Source organism: Psychrobacter sp. 16-MNA-CIBAN-0192 (genome assembly GCF_040309565.1).
Taxonomy (GTDB): Bacteria; Pseudomonadota; Gammaproteobacteria; order Pseudomonadales; family Moraxellaceae; genus Psychrobacter.
This window is the reverse complement of the sequence record NZ_JBEOOX010000002.1, coordinates 225922-246661: the sequence shown is the minus strand read 5'-3', so window position 1 is coordinate 246661 and position 20740 is coordinate 225922. Positions and strand designations below refer to the sequence as shown.

Genomic DNA, 20740 nt, shown 5'->3' with positions numbered 1-20740 from the left:
GTGTTAAATTCTAAAACTCAATACCTTCCGCTTTCATAACAGAATGTAAATCTTTATCGCCACGACCAGACATATTAACGATAATGGTCTGATCAGGTGTCATGGTTTTAGCCAGCTTTAGGGCGTAAGCTACAGCATGAGCAGACTCTAGCGCAGGGATAATGCCCTCTTTGCGTGTGGCTTCATGAAAGCCTTCTAACGACTCTTTATCCGTACAGCCGACATATTCGACGCGCTTCATGTCTTTTAAGAAGCTATGCTCAGGACCGACGCCCGGATAATCCAGACCTGCTGAGATAGAATGTGTTTCTTGAATTTGACCGTCATCATCTGCCATCAAATAAGTACGATTGCCATGTAATACGCCGATACGACCAGCAGCAAGCGGTGCTGAATGGCGACCGGTTTCGATGCCGTCACCAGTGGCCTCAACACCATACATTTTCACATCAGTATCATTTAGGAAGTCAAAAAACAGACCAATAGCGTTTGAACCGCCACCCACACACGCCACTAAGGCATCAGGTAATTTACCGGTTCTTTCTAAATGCTGAATGCGCGCCTCTTTACCAATAATCGCTTGAAAATCACGGACAAGCAATGGATAAGGGTGCGGACCGGCAACCGTACCAATAATGTAATAAGTAGTATCAACGTTAGTGACCCAATCACGCATGGCTTCGTTCATCGCGTCTTTTAGTGTGCGTGAGCCAGAGGTTACTGGAACGACGGTCGCGCCCAATAAACGCATACGATAAACGTTCATTTTTTGGCGCTCAACATCGTCAGCACCCATATAAACGATACATTCTAGCCCCAAACGGGCGGCAATCGTTGCGGTTGCAACACCATGTTGACCTGCACCAGTCTCAGCGATAATTCGTTTTTTGCCACACATTTTTGCCAGTAACGCTTGCCCAATGGTGTTATTGACCTTATGAGCACCCGTATGGTTTAAGTCTTCACGTTTAAAATAAATCTGCGCGCCGCCAATCTCATCGCTCAAACGTTTGGCATGATACAGCGGTGTTGGACGACCGACATAATTGACCAAATCAGTATGATACTCTTCCCAGAATGCAGGGTCTGCCTTCACTTTGTTATATAAAACTTCTAACTCTTCTAATGCTGCCATCAACGTTTCCGAAACAAAACGCCCGCCATGAACGCCAAAATGCCCACGCGCATCGGGATACTGATTAAAGTCTTTGACGTCTTTTGGATTACTAAAAGTATTTACAGAATGCGCCGTTGTGTTTGAAGATTGGGCAGCATCTGCAGTTTTATTATTGGCATGACTCATGATAATTCCTACGATAAGTGGTATTTTTTAATGAAAATTAAGGCTGTGGAAGTAAGGAGAAAAGTAACTAAGGACTAACAGATTAGGACTAACAAGAAGGTTCGGAATGACGAACAGGTAAGGCTAAAGTATTGGCAAAAGAGCACGCTACACAAGCTGGCTTAGCTGACGTCAACACCCGTCACATTTTGCCATCGGTCATGCTTGACCGCTTTCATAAAGGCGCGCATTTTTGCAGTGTCTTTTTTACCTTTTCCAACTTCAATACCGCCGCTGACATCAACACCATAAATGGGCAAATCACGGGTTGCTACCACGTTTTGCGCATTCAAACCGCCTGCTAAAACAATCGGCAGTGCACTGTCATGCGGGATTAAACTCCAATCAAAACGTGCGCCTGTGCCACCATATTTATGTTGATGATAGGCATCAAGTAAAATACTGCTCGCACCTGCCAGAGCAAAGTCATTAATCTGAGCGCATACACTGTCTGGAGTGTCGATATCGGTATTGATACGCAGGGCTTTTATCCAGCGTTTATTGACTATTTTGGCAAGCTGTTGGCAGTGTTCAGGGCTTTCATCGCCATGAAATTGAATAACATCAAAAGGGACGTTGTTTGCCAGCTCTATCAGCTCGTCTTGAGGCATGTTGACCACCAGCGCCACCACAGTGACAAAAGCAGGCACCGCTTTCACCAAAACTCGCGCTTGTTCAGACGTTACAGCACGTGGGCTTGGCGGATAAAATACCAAACCCACTGCGTCCGCACCCAATTGGGCAGCAGTCTGAATATCAGCAAGCTGAGTAAAACCACAAAACTTAACGTGCATGTTGTGACCCTAAAAAAGACCGCGAGTTATCAAGCGTCTGATTAAGCATATAACAGAAGTAACATAAAAAGAATAGGGATAAAGATTGATAATAGGAAAGATAGTAATTTGTTAAGCAAATGGTAAATTGATTGCATACAAAAACTTATCCTAGCATACTTTTATTCATAGTTTTGTTTATGATTAAAAAAAGGATACGTAAATGGCAATAAAGATGCCCTTAACTGACGATATACGCTTTGACAGTAAGGAAGTAGCTCAAGAAAACGACTCTTCTAGTACACTTCATTATCTGATTTGGTTTCGCCGTGATTTGCGTCTGCACGACAATACAGCGCTGACTGTACTTTGCGAACGTGCTAATGAAAAAAACGCGCAGGTCTCGGCTATCTTTTTTTGCACCCCTGAACAATGGCGCGCTCATAATACCTCTTTAGCACAAGTTGATCATATTGCACGCACCTTACCGCTATTGGCACAAAATTTACAAGAGCAATTAAACATCCCATTAGCAGTTTATGTTTGTGATAATTTTTCTGATTGCACCAATGCCATTATTGATATTTGCCGCACTAAGAATATCGATGTTGTTATGGCAAATCATGAGTACGAGGGCAACGAGATTGCCCGTGATGAACAATTAACCAAACAGCTCGCCAAAAATAATATTGAATTTATCCGCTACCATGACCAATGTATTTTACCGCCACAAAGCATCACCACTAATGATGGCAGTATGTATCAAGTCTTTACCCCATTTTATAAAAAGTGGCGGCATACCTTGGAAGTTGGTGAACTACAAATTCATCACGCGCATGCCATTATTAACCATAAAAACAGTGCTTTAAAGCTATTAACGGAGAAAAAGTCGTCAGAAGTCAGTGCGGACACCTTTGAAGATATACAAGAATTATGCAAAAAAGTCGTTATCGATTATCAACAGTGTTTACAACGTCATGCTTCTTACCAGTATATTAATACAGAATCCCAGCTTAGTCATGCCCGTAATGCCTATCCTGCTAGCGAAAATGCTGCGTGCCAGCGTCTAGACGCATTCATTGCAGATGATATTGACAACTATGATGTCAGCCGTGACGTACCTAGTCTACAGGCAACCAGTCAACTATCCGCTTATCTAACGATTGGCGCGATTAGTCCTAGGCTTTGCTACTTAAAAGCAACCGAAGCCTTGCAAGACTTTAATAAGGACAATACTAATAGCTTTGATGCCAGTTCTGAAAATAACTCTGACAACAGCTCTGATAACAACGATATCAATCGCTGGATAAGCGAGCTGGCGTGGCGCGATTTTTATCGGCATGTTTTAGACTATAAACCTGAGCTTATTCGTTATCAAGCGTATAAACATGAAACTGATAGCAAGATTAATTGGTCATATAACAAAGATGACTTTACAGTTTGGTGTCAGGGCAAAACAGGTGTGCCCCTGGTAGATGCAGCCATGCGTTGCCTGAATGCCACCGGCTTTATGCACAATCGCTTGCGTATGGTCACGGCGATGTTTTTAACCAAAGACTTACTCATAGATTGGCGCTGGGGTGAGCGCTATTTTATGCAGCAGCTAATAGATGGCGACTTTGCCTCAAACAATGGCGGCTGGCAATGGAGCGCGTCAACAGGTACAGATTCAGCGCCCTACTTCCGTATTATGAATCCTTTTAGCCAAGCCAAAAGCCATGATGCTGATGGCATATTTATCAAAACGTGGCTACCTGAGCTAAAAAATATTCCTGCCAGTATCTTGCATAGCGAAGATAAAATGCGTAAGGAACTAGCAAAAGGTGGTAAGTTTGCCAGCATTGATTATCCTTTACCAATAGTCGAGCATAAAGCGGCTCGGCAATTCGCCATTGCAGCGTTTAAAGGAGAGAGTTAAGGCTGAAATTCTTATTAAGCTCAGCTAGTACGATCAATTAAAACCAGTCATATTGCCAAACAAATTTACTAGCCAACCAATGACATTCCAAAGTCCCCATCCGATCAAAGCAATCACCACGATGCCAAGCAAATCAGGAAGATGTAAATATAACCAAGCAATGAAAGGGTTGCGCCAAAAATGGCTACGTTGCTGTTTGTCTTCTAACTGCTGATGTAAAAATGGGCGATCCATATGCGTGGTTTCAGTGATGCCATATTCATCATGCAAATGCTGATGAACGATGCTCAACGTCTTACGGCTGGGTCGAATAAAAATATCCAATAGCGTGCCGACAACGGGCACAACACCAACGACCGTATCAATCAGCGCCAGTCTAACTGCTGGCAGCATCTTTTGCACGGGTACGCCCAATTGACGGCCCAATATAAAGGCATAACTGGTTAACGCGAGTCCCGCTAAATCTCCTGCCAGCGGTATCGTTGATAATGCCGCATCCGCACCCACACCTTGCTTGGTAAACGGAATACGCACGACCGAATCCATAGCATTGGCAAACTTGGCTAACTTACGCTCAGTGGCAATCACTTGCGCGCGGGTGAGGCCCTGCTCTGCAAGCTTAGCTTGATAGTATGCCGTGGATTGGCTTGCTATTGGTTTGACAAGTTTCATATTTGGCGGCTTATCCATTTAAGCTTGTCCAAATACAAGAAGCCGCCACCAAAATAAAGACATAACGCCCTACCCATACATTGGCTAAAAACGCTTGAAAGCAAGCAATAGGCTGGCGACTGGCGCAGGCATTATTTTGCTTGGTAAACATCATTGCCACCAGTGCCAAACCAAATATCGGTGTAATTCCTAAGCTCGTTGGCGCAAAATAATGCCATAATACCACACCCATAAGCAGTAAAAAAAGCGTTTGCAATATTGAAATAATGACCACATCATAGCGACCAAATAATATCGCCGTCGACTTCACATCAATCTTTAAATCATCATCGCGATCTGCCATAGCATATTGGGTATCGTACGCCACCGTCCAACACATATACGCGGCAAACAACAACCAACACCAGATATCCGGTGCACCTTGTATCGCCACATATGCCATTGGTATTGCCCAACCAAACGCCGCCGCTAAAAATACTTGTGGCAAATGGGTATAGCGTTTCATAAAGGGGTAAATAAACGCGAGCACTACCGCACCAAGCGACCAGTAAAACACTTGAATGGGTAAAAATAATAATAAACTCGCGCTAAGTAATACCAAGATTAAAAACGCCGCAATCGCCTCTTTACCCGATAAACGACCATCAGCGAGCGGACGCCCTTTGGTTCGAGTTACATGACCATCCACTTTACGGTCAGCAAAGTCGTTAATCGCACACCCTGCCGCCCGCATTAAAATAGCACCCAATGCAAATATCACAAATACTTTCAAATTGGGTAGACCGGCATGTACCCCTTGTTTCTGGGCTTGGCTCATCGCTGCTAACAATACGCCCCACAGCGTTGGCCAAAGCAACAGCTCAATGCCAACCGGCTTATCAAAGCGCGTCAGCTGCATATAGGCATGAAGTTTATCGTTAAATGTCATGGATGAGCGCTTAGATATCATTGGTTTATGGTTTCTATATTTATAATCTTTATAATCTTTATAATATTTATCTCTCTAGCTTCTATCTTTGCTGCCACAGTTTATTAGCTTCTAACAGCGACAGTTCAAAATACTGTTTGCGTAATGCTTTAATCGCCGCAATTTTGTCGTTCTTCGCAGGTAGCTGACGTAAATACGTCATATATTCTGCACTGCGTGCCTGCTTTAACGCGGCTTCTAATCGCAGCATGCGGGTGCGTAGCAAGATATTGATAATAAGCAAGCCTGCACCTACTACCCAAATAATGATGGTTGACATCTTTTTCTCCTTTTCGACTATTCAAGCTTGCGTGTCATTTACTTATTACAATGATAAAAACAGTTATAAGAAATAGCCATCAAGACGCACCGCTTCATTGTGCCAGCTCTCTTTTGGCAGTTGATTGGCAAATAAGGGCGCATCTTTGGGACGCTTGACGATAACGCGACCTTGCTGCTTATGCTCATCAATAAGAGAACTGACCATCACTTGTGCACCTTGTAGCAATTGCAATTCCTGCGCGGCTGTCGGCGGACTGGCTAGATGGTGCAATGCCTGCATACGTTTACCCACTTTAGCGCCCTTCCCCGTTTTGCTGTCCTGATAGCTATCATCGGGAAACATAGGATCGAGATATATCACATCGATAGCTTTATTATTTGCTGCATTACCTTGAAAATCAGCAAAATAACTAAGCGCATCGGTATTAATAATTTGCAGCCGCGCCATTAGCTTTTGCCAATTGGGCTGCGTACTCATGCGCTGCTGTTCGGCGAGCAACAACAATGCCATAATAGGCTGCTGCTCAAGCATAATGACCTGCGCGCCGGTACTCGCCAGTATTAAGCTGTCATGCCCAAAGCCAGCGGTCGCATCAATCACCTGACTGTCAGCGGTGATTTTTGCCGCTTGTAATAGCAGCTCCGTCTTACGACCCGCGCTGACCACCCGCCGTTGCAATTTATCCCATTCCGGCGCGACACTGAGACCATTACTCAGCCATGACAGCTTATTTTTATCGTCTAATAATAAAATCGGCTGCATAGATTCTGCGCATATTTGCTCGCGGCGCTTTTGATTCAACTTAACCGCGACCAGTTCTGCGGTTAGATTCAACGGCAATTGATGCTGACTTGCCAATACCATCAAACGCTCAACGTGAGGCTGCTGGGATTCATCAATATACAACAATCGACAGTGGTTTAAGGCGATATCTGCATTACAGATAGTATCAACTTTAGACACTAATGGTTCGCTCATTTGGTCATACCTGCTTCTTTTATTACCCATTTATAGCGCTAAAATTAATAATAGTTTAACCCGCCATCTGATAGCCAAAACCCCAAGCCGCTATCAACACAATGATACCGGTAATAATACGCAACCAAGCAAAAACCTTAAAGTCACGGCGACTAACCCAAGCAACTAGTAAGCGAATACATAGTAAAGCGACGATAAAGGACACTACGGTGCCAACGCCAAGCACCAGCCAATCCTCGCTGCTAGTCATCACATCGCCATGCTTGATTAAATCAAGTAACGCGGCTCCCACAATAACCGGAATACCTAAAAAGAATGAGAACTCTGCTGACGCCTTACGCGATACGCCAAGCCACAATGCGCCTACAATGGTCGCTCCTGAACGTGATGTTCCCGGTATTAAGGCGAAGCATTGAATCAGTCCAATCATTAATGCCGTCTTTAAGCTGACATCTTCTGCTTCTTCTGCAATGATAGTTTTTGGGCGATTTTCTACATAAAATATCAATAAGCCACCGATAATGAGCATAATAGCGACGGTCACTGGATTGAATAAATACAGCTTAATTTCATCGGCAAAGGTAAAGCCAAGTATCATTACAGGAATGGTTGCTACAATAATGCTAAGGCCAAGCTGACGCGGATTTTTCAACCCTTCTGCTTTCCCTGTTACTAAACCAACCAGCGCGTGCCAGAGTCTGCCCCAATAATCATAAATGACTGCTAAGATTGCGCCCAGCTGTACCACGACGACGAATAAATCGACTTTTTCTTTGGTCCAAAAGCCCATGATATCTGCTGAGAGAATCAAATAGCCAGTACTAGAAATGGGTAAAAATTCGGTGACACCCTCAACAATACCCATGATGACGGCTTGAATTAATAAAATGATATCCACAAATATTTTCCTGAAAACTGACCTGCTGGTCGCTTTATATTATCGTAATAGAGTTGTGCTCAGACGTTTAGCAATTTTGGATAAAGCGTCTTGCCGTTATAAATAAGGTTGTATGTACAATGTGTTTTTTATTTTTGTGGCAGTATTACGCTTTGCCTTGCTCTTTAAGCGTTTTCCAAGCTTGATTGCGCAGATATTTTGGTAAAGCTTGTGCCGCATCCGTACCGCCAGCATGTTTAAATTCCGCCACACCCAGCTGCCCAATAATCGCGGCATCCGGACGGATATCCGCATGGGTTATCTGACCATCATGCAGAGTTAATAAGCTCGCACCATCGCCAACAATAGGAATATTCAATAAGGTTGGACAGTCGTAATCAAGCAGCTGCTCGGGGTCTTCGCTATTTTCTTGATGGACAGGCTGCATAAAATTATCTATGACAACAAAATGCCCAAAATAAACTTGCTGCATACGCGCATCAAGAGCGCTATAAACCTCGGTCAAACCGTATTGTTGATACGCAGTTTGAGCAATGGCTTGCAAGCTTGATATACCCACGCACGGCACATCATGGGCAACAGACAGCGCTTGTACCACAGCGGTATTGATACGGATACCACTAAACGCGCCCGGACCACGATTGAATATTAAGGCTTGCATATCCGCAAGGCTCAGCTGAGATGCCGATAATGCGGCATCAATCATCGGCAGTATTTGTTGCGTCTGCATGCGCTTGCCCGTTTCAGTCTGGCAAGATATCACCTTGCCATCACTATCAAGAATCGCAATTGAGCACTGATCAAATACGGTATCCATTGCTAAAAACATCATGACCTCGGCTGATACGTCTGGCATTACCCAAAATAAATAGCGCCTATAATAGCATTTAGCATAGCATTTAGGGTTGGCAAGTTTTATTACTTACTATGTTTTTCCTCGTTCACTTATCTCGTTTGGTTTGCCCATAAAAAATCCCAAAACTAATGCTAGCTTTGGGATTTTCGTAAAATAAGGATAGTTAAAATGATTAAATAGACACCATGGTTTAAAAGCGCTTTTTAAAGTTTTTCGGGGCTTGGTTTTGCAACGCTTGCATTTGTTTTTGCATCTCTTCGCTGCTTGGCAAATTATTTGGATCCAGTCCCATTTGCTTGGCGATTTGGGCTTGGTTGACATCTTTCATGCCGCCTTGTGCTTGACCACCGCCGCCAAATAATGGACCTGCGGCAGCTGACGCACCGCCACCACCACCGCCCATCAATCCTTGCATGGATTTCATCATTTTACTGATGCCTTCCGGCTTCGATATCATTTTCATCATTTTTGCCATTTGCTTATGTTGCTTGAGCAAACGATTGACGTCTTGAATCTCACGACCAGAACCAGCGGCGATACGGCGCTTACGGCTTGGGTTGATCTTGTCCGGATTTTGACGCTCAAACGGGGTCATGGAATTAATCAATGCTTCCATCTCGCGCACTTTTTCTTCTGGTTTGGCATCTTCGACGGCTTTTTGCATATCCGAGCCGCCCATACCGGGCATTTTATCAAGGAAACCTGCCATGCCACCCATGTTTTTCATTTGCTGAAACTGGGTCAAGAGATCCTCAAGGTCGAATTCGCCGCCCTTTTGCATCTTTTTCGCCATTTTTTCGGCTTTTTCACGGTCGATTTTTTGCTCGACTTCTTCAACCAAACTTAAGACGTCACCCATGCCAAGAATACGTTGAGCGATACGTTCAGGATGGAATAATTCTAGCGCATCTAATTTTTCACCGCGCCCTAAGAATTTAATCGGCTTACCAGTAATGGCGCGTACTGATAACGCAGCACCGCCACGCGCATCACCATCGGTTTTGGTTAAAATCACACCGGTTAATGGCAGCGCATCGTTAAAGGCTTTGGCAGTATTTGCCGCATCTTGACCAGTCATGGCATCAACGACGAACAAGGTCTCAGAAGGATTAACGGCAGCGGTTAATGCCTTAATCTCAGCCATCATGGTTTCGTCAATCGCTAGGCGACCCGCGGTATCAATAATCAAAATATCTTGATATTGGATTTTGGCTTCTTCAATAGCACGTAGCGCAATATCAATCGGGTTTTCATCAGTCGTTGAATTGACGAACTTAGCATTCACCTGACCGGCGACTTGTTCTAACTGGGCAATCGCTGCTGGACGATAAACGTCAGCTGACACCAGCATGACTTTCTTTTTATGGCGCTCTTGTAAAAATTTTGCCAACTTACCCGCAGTTGTGGTTTTACCTGCACCTTGCAAACCTGCCAGCAAGTAAACCACTGGCGGCTTACCCGTCATTTCTAACTGCTGATTGGCGCTGCCCATCATTTCAGTCAGCTCATCGTGAACGATTTTTACAAAGGCTTGTCCGGGCGCTAACTCTTTGAGCACTTCTGCGCCCATCGCTTGCTCTTTCACGCGTTTTACAAAATCACGCGTTACTGGCAATGCCACGTCCGCCTCTAACAACGCCATGCGCACTTCGCGTAACGTGTCTTTAATATTGTCTTCAGTCAGCTGTCCTGTGCCTGAAATATTGCGCAGGCTGGAGGTAAGGCGTTCGGTTAAGGTATCAAACATAAATAACTCTCAATAAATAATGGGTCAAAATAATGGATTAATAAATGCGGCTTATAATATATAAGGAGTAACTTATAAGAAGTGACTTGGGCTAAACACTTCTTGTTAAAGATATAAGATAAATAATTTTGTTAAAGTATAACAATGAAAATGATTCTCAAAAAAGGTCTATTTTATGATAAATTGAATGTTTGTTCTAATCATACCATTTTAGCATTAACTTGAGCGTCCGTAAGTGACCATATCCATAAGTTAAGGATGCTCCTGCTATTCAATGAGGCTTGCCTGTGGTCGTTGCGTTTTTAATCGCTAGTATGGCGTATATTTTGGTCAGTATCTATTTGGGTTGGGCGTTGGCAACCGATAGACCAATTCATAAATGGGGCACGCTAAGTGTGCTGCTCATCGGTATGCTGGCGCACGCGATTCTGCTCTATCCTTATATCGTGACTTTGTATGGGCTAAATTTCAATTTATTCAATACGTTAAGTTTAATCAGCTTATTTTTCTTATTGTTTTATGGGCTATTTTGTTTATACCGACCCATTGTCAGCTTAGGTATTCTTGCTGCGCCAACCGCACTTATTGGTGTCACTATCGGTTATTTTGGTCGTGCGCCTTATCAGCCGTTAACCAATGTCAGTATGGGGCTTGAGGCACATATTATCCTCTCACTTGCCGCTTATTGTGTGCTACTCATGGCAGCGGTGCAAGCACTCTTCTTACGTTTACAAATTCGCGAGCTTAAACAAAGCACCATTCACCGTTTTTGGGTCAATAAGCTGCCGTCATTACAAAGTATGGAGGCATTATTATTCGATATGATTATGGTCGGCTTTGTGCTGCTCAGCATCGCGTTGGGTCTGGGCTTGATTTATGTCCAAGATTTAATGGCACAGCACATCGCCCATAAGACGGTATTTAGTGTGTTATCTTGGTTATTATTTGGGGTATTGTTGGTTGGCAATTGGCGTGCAGGATGGCGCGGTAAGCAAGCGGCAAATATTACCATTTATGCCTTTATCCTTCTGGCCGTTGGTTTTGTCGGCAGTAAGTTTGTGCTGGAATTATTACTTTAACTTTGTTGAGAGTACAATATTTTTTTTATTTTCTGCTGTTCAATCAGAAATGATAGGCGTAAAATTCATCGATAATGGAATATCAAAGGCGTTGTAGCGCTGGCTGCTATACCTTGCTACACATGGTCAGACCAAAGGTATCGCCTTAAGCCAGCATGTGCTGTTTTTGCTCGTTGCTCATCGAGTAGTTTGCCATATTAAAAATAACTATAAAAACATCCTTATCATTTATTAATCACTTTGTCTTATCTACTTGTATCGTAAACCTGTCATCTTAAGACGGGTATATTGAGGTTGCTTTCCCTCTTTATGCATCATACCAGTGACAAGCGTGACGATTGACTTCCATTATAGGCAACCTATACTCAAGCTAACACGCATTTTTATTCCATAATAATAATCTTAAAAGTCAATAATCTTAAACGTTCATAGCCTTAAGCGTTTATAGTCTTAAACGCTAGCAATCAAAAGAATGTTACCGATTATCCACTGCCCTTTTTATCTTAAAATCACCACACGGTTATGACCATGAATACAGTGTCCAGCCCCACCGCCGCCCGTGGTTACGGTGCCGATAGACAATGGCTTGCCAAGCTTGATCTGAAGTTGGTACCAACAGGCGCTAAAACCTACCTTAAACAACTGGCTTTTATTGGTCCTTTACGCATTCAGCGCCCTTTTTATCCGGAAGGCGGTGTCTGTCATCTTTATGTGCTGCATCCGCCCGGTGGTCTGGTATCTGGTGATCGGCTTAATATCAATGTACATGGCGCAGCGGACAGTCAAACGCTGCTGACCACACCGTCTGCGGGCAAAGTCTACGGGCGCGACAGCGATGGCGTGGTACAAGGTCAGTCTGTTCATATCACGCTGGCGGATAATGCGGAATGCGAATGGTTGCCACAAGAAACCATCGTCTATAGTGATGCCAATGCCGTATTAGACACTACTATTGAACTGGAATCTGGCGCACGGTTTATCGGTTGGGACTTGGTCTGTTTGGGTCGTCCCGCCTCTGATGCACGCTTTGCTAAAGGCACATTAAGCCAACGTATTCGCTTATTGCGAGATGGACGCTTACTATTTAATGAGCATTTACAATTGGTTGCCGATAGTGGCTTGCACCACAGTCGCGTAGGATTACATAATAAGACTGTTTTTGGCACGCTAGTCGCGTATGGCGCAGATTTCAACCCCGAGCTGATAACGACGCTTCGCACTGAGCTTGCCAGCCCAGACTTTACGGTTACCCAGCGCTTGGGCGTATTACTGGTACGCTACTTGGGTGAAGATATGAATGAGTGCCGCGCGGGTATGTGGCACGCATGGGCATTGATTCGCCCGCCATTATTAGGACGACCAGCTTGTACGCCACGTATTTGGTTGACGTAATAAAACTCTACTTAATCATGATTTATTTGCAAGCTAATCCTTTTTTTTCTTAAAAATATCATTACTGGTCTGATTAGCAACGATTAACTTTAAAACATAATTTTTATTGATAATTTTAGTAATTATTTTAGCAATGAGTTAAAAAACCAACGCCTTTTAACACCGCTGTTTTATTCACCTACATTTGGTGAACTAAAAAATGGCTTTCTAGCAAGGATATGCATTATGGAATTAACGCCAAGAGAAAAAGACAAACTGCTGTTATTTACCGCAGGTTTGGTCGCAGAGCGCCGTCTGGCACGTGGTTTAAAGTTAAATTATCCAGAGTCGGTGGCGTATTTGTCTGCAGCTATTTTGGAAGGCGCACGTGATGGTCGTACGGTGGCAGAATTAATGGGCAGCGGTCGTAATTGGCTCACCCGCGAGCAAGTGATGGATGGCGTGCCTGAGCTCATTCATGAGGTGCAAGTGGAAGCCACGTTCCCAGATGGTACTAAACTGGTTACTTTACATGATCCGATTCAGTAAAAGGAATAGCTATGAAACCAGGAGAATTACAGCTGGGCGTAAGCGATATTGAGCTGAATGTCGGACGTGAAAAACGCACTATTATAGTCGCTAATACCGGTGATCGACCCATTCAAGTCGGCTCACATTATCACTTTGCTGAAGTTAATCCAGCACTATTATTAGACCGTGCGCTGGCACTTGGCTTTCGCCTTGATATCGCAGCCGGTACCGCCATTCGCTTTGAGCCCGGTCAAAATCGCGAGGTCACCTTAGTGGCGCTGGGTGGATTGCGCCGCGTTTATGGGTTTCGCGGTGAGGTTATGGGCGCATTAGGAGATCAAAATGTCTAGAATCAGTCGCAGCGCGTACGCTGAGATGTTCGGTCCAACCACGGGCGATAGAATTCGCTTGGCGGACACCGATTTATGGATTCAAATTGAGCATGACCATGCCATTTATGGCGATGAAGTCAGCTTTGGTGGCGGTAAGGTCATCCGTGATGGTATGGGTCAAAGCCAACTTGGTGATGCCGATACCGTCGATACGGTGATTACCAATGTGGTGATTTTAGACCATTGGGGTATTGTCAAAGCCGATGTCGGTATTAAAGACGGGCGTATCGTTGCCATTGGTAAAGCGGGCAACCCTGATATTCAAGACGGCGTGACTATTAATTTGGGCGCATGTAGTGAAGTGATTGCAGGTGAAGGTAAAATCTTAACAGCTGGTGGCGTCGATACACACATCCACTATATTTGTCCGCAGCAGATTGAAGAAGCGTTATGTTCTGGAGTTACTACCATGATTGGTGGCGGCACAGGTCCAGCAACAGGCAGTAAAGCAACCACGTGTACGCCTGGCGCATGGCATATCTCGCGTATGCTACAAGCCACCGATGAGCTACCAATGAACTTTGGCTTTATGGGTAAAGGCAGTGCTAGCGTGCCTGCCCCATTGCGCGAACAGCTTGACGCTGGCGCTATCGGCTTAAAAATTCATGAAGATTGGGGTTCAACCCCTGCGGTGATTGATTGCTGCTTATCGGTTGCTGAAGAATATGATGTGCAAATTGCCATTCATACGGATACGCTAAATGAGTCCGGCTTTGTCGATGACACACTAGGCGCATTTAAAGGGCGCACTATTCACACCTATCATACCGAAGGCGCAGGCGGTGGTCATGCTCCCGATATTCTTAAAGCCTGTAGCCTATCTAATGTCTTACCTTCGTCAACCAACCCAACACGCCCTTATACGGTAAATACCGTTGATGAGCATTTAGATATGTTGATGGTTTGCCATCATTTAGACCCCAATATTCCAGAAGATGTGGCGTTTGCAGACTCGCGTATTCGCAAAGAAACCATTGCCGCTGAAGATATTTTACAAGACTTAGGTGTGATCTCAATGATTTCATCTGACAGTCAAGCGATGGGACGTGTGGGCGAAGTGGTCTGCCGCACGTGGCAAACGGCTCATAAAATGCGTCAACAGCGCGGCTTATTACCTGAAGATATAGAATTGGGCTGCGATAATTTCCGCGCTAAGCGGTATGTTGCTAAGTACACCATCAATCCTGCGATTGCCCATGGCATCTCGCATGTGGTCGGCTCTATTGAGATTGGTAAGCTTGCCGATTTGGTCTTATGGGATCCAGCATTCTTTGGTATCAAGCCTGCGCTGATTTTAAAAGGCGGCATGATTGCTTATGCGCCAATGGGCGATATTAATGGCTCTATTCCTACTCCGCAGCCGGTGCATTACCGTCCGATGTTTGGCGCTCAAGGTCGCGGTGCAGCTGCTACTAGCATTACCTTTGTTAGCCAAGCGGCACTCGATCGTGATATTAAAACCAAGCTAGCATTAACTCGTGAACTCAATGCTTGTTTTAATACCCGTTCGATTCAAAAGCAAGACATGATTCATAATGGCGCAACCCCTGAGCTTGAAGTCGATGCTCAGACCTATGAAGTGCGCTGTGATGGAGAATTGTTGACCTGCGAGCCTGCTGAAGTGCTGCCAATGGCACAATTATATATGTTGTTTTAAGATGCCTAATGGGGAAAACTTATGTTAAAAATTATTCACTATTTAGGACAAACGACGCAAGCGGTCGACGATAGCGTGACCTTGCCGTTTGAAGTGCGCCAAAAAGGTCGCTTTAAAGCGGTGAGCGAGAACGGTACTGAATTGGGCGTATTTTTAGAGCGTGGTCAAGTGTTAGCTGATGGCGACAAACTGCAAGCAGAAGATGGGCAAATTTTTGCCGTGGTAGCTAAGCCTGAAAACGTGGTCACCGCGCATGCTGATGATTGGGCAAGCTTTGCGCGCGCCTGCTATCACTTGGGCAACCGTCACGTTACCTTGCAATTAGGCGAGCGCTGGTTACGCTTTCAACCCGATCATGTGCTTGAACATTTGGCGGAGCATTTAGGTTTGCGCTTAAGCACTGAAGATGCGCCCTTCCATCCGGAAGCAGGTGCCTATCATGGTCATGCCCACAGTCCTGAGCACAGCCACAATCATCACCATGAACACTAATATGAAAACTGATATGAAAACTGATATGAGTGCCACTAAACAGGCGGCTATAGACAATGATGCGCAGCAATTACTGGCGCTATTGCACCTATCTAGCCCCGCTTTGCCCATCGGTGCGTTTGCCTACTCTAGCGGCTTAGAGTCAGCCATTGAACTTGGTTGGGTAAAAACCGAAGCGGAATTACAGAGTTGGCTGGACGGGATGTTAAGTGGACTGGCGCATTTGGATATTCCTGTATTGCTGCGCTTGTGTGCTGCTCGAGCTGACAATGATACGCAACAGATGCAATATTGGAGTGATTTTTTACGTGCTAATCGAGAAAGTCATGAGTTATTATTTGAAGATGAACAACTCGCATTGGCATTGGTACGACTGCTAAAAGGGCAATCACTAGATGTCAGCTCATTGCCGACTGAGCCTGCCTTTATGGCAGTCTATAGCCTTGCCGCTGAGCACTGGGGTCTAAATGCCTCATGGGCGGCGCTTGGCTATTTATGGAGCTGGCTTGAAAATCAGCTGACGGTAGCCAGTAAAACCATTCCGTTAGGACAAACTTCCGCCCAGCGGTTACTGATTGCCCTAAAACCTGCACTATTGGCACATTTTGCCGTGGCGCAACAGCTCGAAGATGAACAACTTGGCTTAAGCTTGCTTGGGCAAGTACACGCCAGCTGCATTCATGAAACGCAATATTCGCGTTTGTTTCGCAGCTGATTTCATTATAAAACAATTTTTGGTGATAACGCGCATTGCTTTATCACCACCGTTTTATCACCAACGTTTATTACCCATGTTTTATCAGCAGATTTTTCACCCTTATTTATTTTGGAGACAATCATGACAACTCAATGTTTACGAGTCGGTGTCGGCGGACCTGTTGGATCAGGTAAAACAGCGCTTTTGCGTCAGCTATGTTTAGCGTTACGCGGTCATTACAATTTGGCAGTAGTAACCAATGACATTTATACCAAAGAAGATGCGCAGTTTTTATTGCGCCATCAGGCATTATCTGACGATCGCATTATGGGTGTTGAGACAGGTGGTTGCCCGCACACCGCGATTCGCGAAGATGCTTCGATGAATTTGGCTGCTATTGACACCCTACAAGAGCGCCACCCAAATTTAGAACTGGTATTGGTTGAAAGTGGCGGTGATAATTTATCCGCCACCTTTAGCCCTGAGCTATCAGACCTTACTCTGTATGTGATTGATGTGTGTGCCGGTGATAAGATTCCGCGTAAAGGCGGTCCGGGTATCACCAAGTCTGACTTATTAATTATTAATAAAACTGACTTAGCGCCAATGGTTAATGCGTCACTTGAAGTGATGGCACGCGATGCCAAGCTCATGCGTGGCGAGCGTCCTTTTGTATTTGCAAATTTAGAGCGCGGTGATGGGGTGCTTGAGATTATTAAGTTTATTCAACGTGAAGGTATGCTTGCACCGTTGCCTGCTGATTTTTCAGTGGTCACCAGTGAAGCGTAGATAGACACTTAATAAATAGTTTATTTAATCTAATAGCACGTTTACCATTGCCCTATTGTCTATAGTTAAATATTGACATTTATATTTAGGCATCTATATTTAGGAACTCTTATGAACACACATAAAATGCGTCACGCTCTACTACTTGCCTCTTTTGGTCTATTGCCATCAGTCGCGTTTGCTCACCCTGGTCATGAAACTGCGGGTATGCTCTCAGGGGTGCTGCATCCGTTATTAGGCTGGGATCATCTGCTTGCCATGGTTGCCGTTGGTATGTTGGCAGTAATGGGACGCAAAAAGATTGCATGGCAGTTGCCAGTGGCATTTGTCAGCTTTATGCTGGTTGGCGCGTTGCTCGGCATGAATGGTTTGGCAATCCCAGCAGTTGAAACGGGCATCTTATTATCACTTGTGGCATTAGGCGCGTTACTTGCCTTTGGTCGCGCAAGCTATCTACCAGCCTTAACAGTAGGCTGTGCGTTGTTTGGTACATTGCATGGTAATGCGCACGGTATAGAACTACCAGCAAATGCAGCAGCACTAAGCTATGTCTCAGGCTTTATGCTAGCGACTATTGCTCTACATTTAGCAGGCTGCGCACTTGCCAGCATTGGCACGAGCAAATGGCAATCTATGGCACTTAAAACCAGTGGCGTTGCGATTGCGGGTGCAGGCTTATTTGGTATTTTAAGCGTAATGTAATGATTAATTTATAAGTTAGTACAGATTTCATAAGCACAAATAAAAACCCCCGATATGATATCGGGGGTTTTTTATAGTTTCTTAATATTTATCTAATGTTAAAGATTTCACTACTCACATTATTATTAGGCGAAGTAGCAGTTATCTTGAACTTATCACCAGCCTGACAGTTTTCAATAGAGAATCTAGAAATAGTACCTACATTCATACCTGGAATACCAGTACTTACGTTATTTGGAACTTTTGGAGCAGTTTCCAACGTTGCTCTACATTCACCTTGTGACTGTTTAAGCACGATATCAGAAACTTCAGGCTTTTTCTCTAGTTCTATACTTTTTGTTAGAACACCGTTTGCATCTGTTTCTTTTGAATATTCATTACCTGCAACTGTGAATGTATATTCTTGAAGCTTATTCAAGTTTGTTATTTTAATTTCATATGCTTTTAAGGTACTACCTTTAGAAATAGTTATTACGGGACTTTGTCTAGGAATAATAGTACCAGAAATAGTCGTTCCAGACGGCATAGGATTTAAGCCCAAAAATCCATCACTATTGATACGCACTCTCACCTCACTATCTGTTGTCTTTATCGACTGTGGAATGATTTGACCACCATTACTATCAACCAAAGCAAAATTTGCCTTTTTACCTTCTGATATGAGCTGAGTAACCTGATAACGTACGACAGTATCAAGATCCGAGTTACAGGACATTGGCTTATTAGGGCTTACATATTTTGCAATATAATTATTTTCAAAATCGTTCTTCTGAATTTGACTGGCGGTCGGAAACTTAAGCTGGATAAACTGCTTAATATTGTTTTCACAAACTTGATTTGCCTGCGTCGTTAATGGATATGTAAACTCACCTAACTGAAACACGCCATCTTCATTATCATCACGGAATGTATCACCGATATTATGAACTAAAACGTCAATACCTTTATCCCAAGCATTGTTTTGATTCATATCAATATATGATTTTTCACCTTCAGCAACCGCGAGAATACTCACACGACCAGAACCTGGACGAGGATTCTGAGTTGAAAATATAACTTCACAGACGCCATTCATAGTAGAACAACTTGCTGGAGATACTTTACCACCGCCTGCTGTAAAATTAATGACAGTACCGTTGGGTACGGCGTTACCATTACGGTCTACCATACGAGCAAAAACTTTTGATTGGTCGCCATCTAAACCCCAATCTAAAGCATTTTTCTCCATGGAAATACTTAAGCCATCTTGCGTAACCCGCGAGCTGGCGATTGAGATGTCTTTTGATAAGGCATTGATACGGCTATCTCTCACTAGCGTAGCTTTAATCTCAACGGGTCCCGGTGTCGATCCCGGATAGATATTTACAGAGACTTTACCGTTTGCATCTGTGGTCGCAGGTATCAAATTTCTATTGCCTAAAACGCCAAATGTCAGCCCCAAAGGTGACTTCTCTAACGACAAGCTAACGTTTGCATTGGCTAAAGGTGTATTATTTGAGTAAACCGTAAACTCCACCGAACCTGTCGCAGAAGAGCCACTATTTTGAATACCAAGTGTTAACGGGTTTGAGGTATAGACGATAGAGGTTGCTTCAGGAAGCTGTACGTTAACTCTAGTAGACTGTACAGCTCTGCCTGAGCTTGCGGAGATGTTAACAGAGCCACTGCATAGAGTGTCATCTGGATTAATGGCTTTATAAACCACTTCGACCATACCATCAGAGTCAGAGCTCATTTGAGCCGGAATTTGACCACAACTGGCATTTAAATTGACCAACACACCACTTAACGCTTTACCATTGGTATCAGTCACCTTTAAAGATAAGGCAGTTTGTCCGCCCGAAGGTAATTGCGCCTCTTTTACTATTAACGCGCTGAGGGCAACATTGGTGGCTTGCACTGAAAAAGTAATCTCATTAGTGGCCGTATTACCATTAAAACTAGCTGTTGCCGAAATAGTATAAGCACCCAAGACTTCAGGGCTATTAGGTTTCAAAAATATACGTGCTTTACCTTCACTATCCGTGAGCATAGAGCCCGAAGTGGTTTGTGATAATGCTATCCCATCTGCATCAACTGCAAAGCTAACCTTCGCATTGCTGACTGGCTGCCCTTTTGCATCAGTTACTTTGACTTCATAATAAGCCCCATCGAGACTAACCGTAGTAACAGGGTTCCCATCTACATTAACCAGCCCACTCTCTTTAATATTTAATGACTCGACAGGCACAGGGGGTTGACCATTACCACCACCCGTATTACCACCTGTACCAGGCGCAGGCGTAATCACATCCACCGTATCACCACCGCCACAACCTGCTAATGCCAGTGCGCAAGTTAAAAAGGTGAGTTGAAACAATTTAGAAGCAAGAGGCAAGGTACTATAGGACATGATTGGGGCTCCGCGGCAGCGAGAATAGAATAAGGTAACAAGGAAGTATAAATATAGAGATAAGTAGAAATGCCTGTAGTTAGGCAACTATGCAGCACAAACAGCTATTTTTTTGTTATCACGCATTGAGTAACAAAGTGTACAGTATTTATAACAGCAACTTTACTGACTTTTGTTGTAACTTACAACCAAAGAATCATTCCT

General features: G+C 44.1%; 20 protein-coding genes. 10 read left to right on the top strand and 10 right to left on the bottom strand.

Going from position 1 to position 20740, the window contains the following annotated elements; all coding sequences use genetic code 11:
* Positions 1–10 precede the first annotated feature (10 nt).
* Together trpB and AAEY78_RS02925 are read right to left on the bottom strand one after the other, a co-directional pair.
* Positions 11–1303 carry a tryptophan synthase subunit beta gene (gene trpB, locus AAEY78_RS02930; protein WP_352337189.1) on the bottom strand — a complete coding sequence of 431 codons (1293 nt, stop codon included), beginning with the start codon at positions 1301–1303 and terminating at the stop codon, positions 11–13.
* A gap of 161 nt (positions 1304–1464) precedes the next feature.
* Positions 1465–2136, bottom strand: a complete 672-nt coding sequence (locus tag AAEY78_RS02925) for a phosphoribosylanthranilate isomerase (RefSeq protein ID WP_352337187.1) — start codon at positions 2134–2136, stop codon at positions 1465–1467.
* A gap of 214 nt (positions 2137–2350) precedes the next feature.
* Here AAEY78_RS02925 and AAEY78_RS02920 point away from each other — a divergent pair, with 214 nt between their 5' ends.
* On the top strand, positions 2351–4033 hold the full coding sequence (locus AAEY78_RS02920; protein ID WP_502943635.1) for a cryptochrome/photolyase family protein: 1683 nt from the start codon (positions 2351–2353) through the stop codon (positions 4031–4033).
* A gap of 33 nt (positions 4034–4066) precedes the next feature.
* Here AAEY78_RS02920 and AAEY78_RS02915 read toward each other — a convergent pair whose 3' ends face one another.
* The 7 genes from AAEY78_RS02915 to ffh form a co-directional block, all read right to left on the bottom strand.
* A complete protein-coding gene (locus AAEY78_RS02915; RefSeq protein WP_352337184.1) occupies positions 4067–4705 on the bottom strand; it encodes a DUF4112 domain-containing protein in 639 nt (212 codons plus the stop codon).
* Between the two features lie 10 nt (positions 4706–4715).
* Positions 4716–5633: a 4-hydroxybenzoate octaprenyltransferase gene (gene ubiA, locus AAEY78_RS02910; protein WP_352337182.1), complete on the bottom strand. Its 918-nt coding sequence runs from the start codon at positions 5631–5633 to the stop codon at positions 4716–4718.
* Positions 5634–5715: 82 nt separating this feature from the next.
* Positions 5716–5952: a hypothetical protein gene (locus AAEY78_RS02905; protein WP_352337180.1), complete on the bottom strand. Its 237-nt coding sequence runs from the start codon at positions 5950–5952 to the stop codon at positions 5716–5718.
* Positions 5953–6015: 63 nt separating this feature from the next.
* Complete coding sequence (locus AAEY78_RS02900; protein ID WP_502943634.1) at positions 6016–6918, bottom strand: class I SAM-dependent methyltransferase; 903 nt, start codon at positions 6916–6918, stop codon at positions 6016–6018.
* A 70-nt stretch (positions 6919–6988) separates the two neighbouring features.
* Positions 6989–7831, bottom strand: coding sequence for an undecaprenyl-diphosphate phosphatase (locus tag AAEY78_RS02895; protein ID WP_182407032.1), 843 nt, complete (start codon positions 7829–7831; stop codon positions 6989–6991).
* Positions 7832–7976: 145 nt separating this feature from the next.
* Positions 7977–8660: a tRNA (adenosine(37)-N6)-threonylcarbamoyltransferase complex dimerization subunit type 1 TsaB gene (gene tsaB / locus AAEY78_RS02890; protein WP_352337321.1), complete on the bottom strand. Its 684-nt coding sequence runs from the start codon at positions 8658–8660 to the stop codon at positions 7977–7979.
* Positions 8661–8877: 217 nt separating this feature from the next.
* Entirely contained in the window at positions 8878–10434 is a 1557-nt protein-coding gene (ffh, locus tag AAEY78_RS02885) for a signal recognition particle protein (RefSeq protein WP_352337175.1), read from the bottom strand.
* Positions 10435–10721: 287 nt separating this feature from the next.
* Here ffh and AAEY78_RS02880 point away from each other — a divergent pair, with 287 nt between their 5' ends.
* From AAEY78_RS02880 to AAEY78_RS02840, 9 genes are all read left to right on the top strand, one after another.
* The gene (locus AAEY78_RS02880; RefSeq protein WP_352337173.1) at positions 10722–11513 is read left to right on the top strand and encodes a cytochrome C assembly family protein; all 792 of its coding nucleotides are present in this window, start codon (positions 10722–10724) and stop codon (positions 11511–11513) included.
* 528 nt (positions 11514–12041) lie between these two features.
* A complete protein-coding gene (locus tag AAEY78_RS02875; protein ID WP_352337171.1) occupies positions 12042–12905 on the top strand; it encodes an urease accessory protein UreD in 864 nt (287 codons plus the stop codon).
* A 225-nt stretch (positions 12906–13130) separates the two neighbouring features.
* The gene (locus AAEY78_RS02870; RefSeq protein ID WP_062533700.1) at positions 13131–13433 is read left to right on the top strand and encodes an urease subunit gamma; all 303 of its coding nucleotides are present in this window, start codon (positions 13131–13133) and stop codon (positions 13431–13433) included.
* Between the two features lie 11 nt (positions 13434–13444).
* The gene (locus AAEY78_RS02865) at positions 13445–13765 is read left to right on the top strand and encodes an urease subunit beta (RefSeq protein ID WP_352337168.1); all 321 of its coding nucleotides are present in this window, start codon (positions 13445–13447) and stop codon (positions 13763–13765) included.
* Positions 13758–15464, top strand: a complete 1707-nt coding sequence (gene ureC / locus AAEY78_RS02860; protein ID WP_352337166.1) for an urease subunit alpha — start codon at positions 13758–13760, stop codon at positions 15462–15464. Before AAEY78_RS02865 ends, ureC begins: the two co-directional genes overlap by 8 nt.
* A 21-nt stretch (positions 15465–15485) precedes the next feature.
* Positions 15486–15956, top strand: coding sequence for an urease accessory protein UreE (gene ureE, locus AAEY78_RS02855; protein ID WP_352337164.1), 471 nt, complete (start codon positions 15486–15488; stop codon positions 15954–15956).
* Positions 15957–15969: 13 nt separating this feature from the next.
* Entirely contained in the window at positions 15970–16671 is a 702-nt protein-coding gene (locus AAEY78_RS02850; protein WP_352337162.1) for an urease accessory protein UreF, read from the top strand.
* 123 nt (positions 16672–16794) lie between these two features.
* A complete protein-coding gene (gene ureG, locus AAEY78_RS02845) occupies positions 16795–17442 on the top strand; it encodes an urease accessory protein UreG (protein ID WP_352337160.1) in 648 nt (215 codons plus the stop codon).
* Positions 17443–17553: 111 nt separating this feature from the next.
* Positions 17554–18144 (top strand): HupE/UreJ family protein, encoded by a 591-nt coding sequence (locus AAEY78_RS02840; protein WP_352337158.1) that lies wholly within the window; start codon positions 17554–17556, stop codon positions 18142–18144.
* A gap of 88 nt (positions 18145–18232) precedes the next feature.
* Here the strand turns inward: AAEY78_RS02840 and AAEY78_RS02835 are convergent, their stop codons facing one another.
* The gene (locus AAEY78_RS02835) at positions 18233–20536 is read right to left on the bottom strand and encodes an Ig-like domain-containing protein (RefSeq protein ID WP_352337156.1); all 2304 of its coding nucleotides are present in this window, start codon (positions 20534–20536) and stop codon (positions 18233–18235) included.
* Positions 20537–20740 lie beyond the last annotated feature (204 nt).

Bases quoted from the DNA above. Each gene is read 5' to 3' on its own strand.
- trpB (WP_352337189.1), bottom strand. From the start codon at position 1,303: ATGAGTCATGCCAATAATAAAACTGCAGATGCTGCCCAATCTTCAAAC.
- AAEY78_RS02925 (WP_352337187.1), bottom strand. From the start codon at position 2,136: ATGCACGTTAAGTTTTGTGGTTTTACTCAGCTTGCTGATATTCAGACT.
- AAEY78_RS02920 (WP_502943635.1), top strand. From the start codon at position 2,351: ATGCCCTTAACTGACGATATACGCTTTGACAGTAAGGAAGTAGCTCAA.
- AAEY78_RS02915 (WP_352337184.1), bottom strand. From the start codon at position 4,705: ATGAAACTTGTCAAACCAATAGCAAGCCAATCCACGGCATACTATCAA.
- ubiA (WP_352337182.1), bottom strand. From the start codon at position 5,633: ATGACATTTAACGATAAACTTCATGCCTATATGCAGCTGACGCGCTTT.
- AAEY78_RS02905 (WP_352337180.1), bottom strand. From the start codon at position 5,952: ATGTCAACCATCATTATTTGGGTAGTAGGTGCAGGCTTGCTTATTATC.
- tsaB (WP_352337321.1), bottom strand. From the start codon at position 8,660: ATGTTTTTAGCAATGGATACCGTATTTGATCAGTGCTCAATTGCGATT.
- ffh (WP_352337175.1), bottom strand. From the start codon at position 10,434: ATGTTTGATACCTTAACCGAACGCCTTACCTCCAGCCTGCGCAATATT.
- AAEY78_RS02875 (WP_352337171.1), top strand. From the start codon at position 12,042: ATGAATACAGTGTCCAGCCCCACCGCCGCCCGTGGTTACGGTGCCGAT.
- AAEY78_RS02870 (WP_062533700.1), top strand. From the start codon at position 13,131: ATGGAATTAACGCCAAGAGAAAAAGACAAACTGCTGTTATTTACCGCA.
- AAEY78_RS02865 (WP_352337168.1), top strand. From the start codon at position 13,445: ATGAAACCAGGAGAATTACAGCTGGGCGTAAGCGATATTGAGCTGAAT.
- ureC (WP_352337166.1), top strand. From the start codon at position 13,758: ATGTCTAGAATCAGTCGCAGCGCGTACGCTGAGATGTTCGGTCCAACC.
- ureE (WP_352337164.1), top strand. From the start codon at position 15,486: ATGTTAAAAATTATTCACTATTTAGGACAAACGACGCAAGCGGTCGAC.
- AAEY78_RS02850 (WP_352337162.1), top strand. From the start codon at position 15,970: ATGAAAACTGATATGAGTGCCACTAAACAGGCGGCTATAGACAATGAT.
- ureG (WP_352337160.1), top strand. From the start codon at position 16,795: ATGACAACTCAATGTTTACGAGTCGGTGTCGGCGGACCTGTTGGATCA.
- AAEY78_RS02840 (WP_352337158.1), top strand. From the start codon at position 17,554: ATGAACACACATAAAATGCGTCACGCTCTACTACTTGCCTCTTTTGGT.
- AAEY78_RS02835 (WP_352337156.1), bottom strand. From the start codon at position 20,536: ATGTCCTATAGTACCTTGCCTCTTGCTTCTAAATTGTTTCAACTCACC.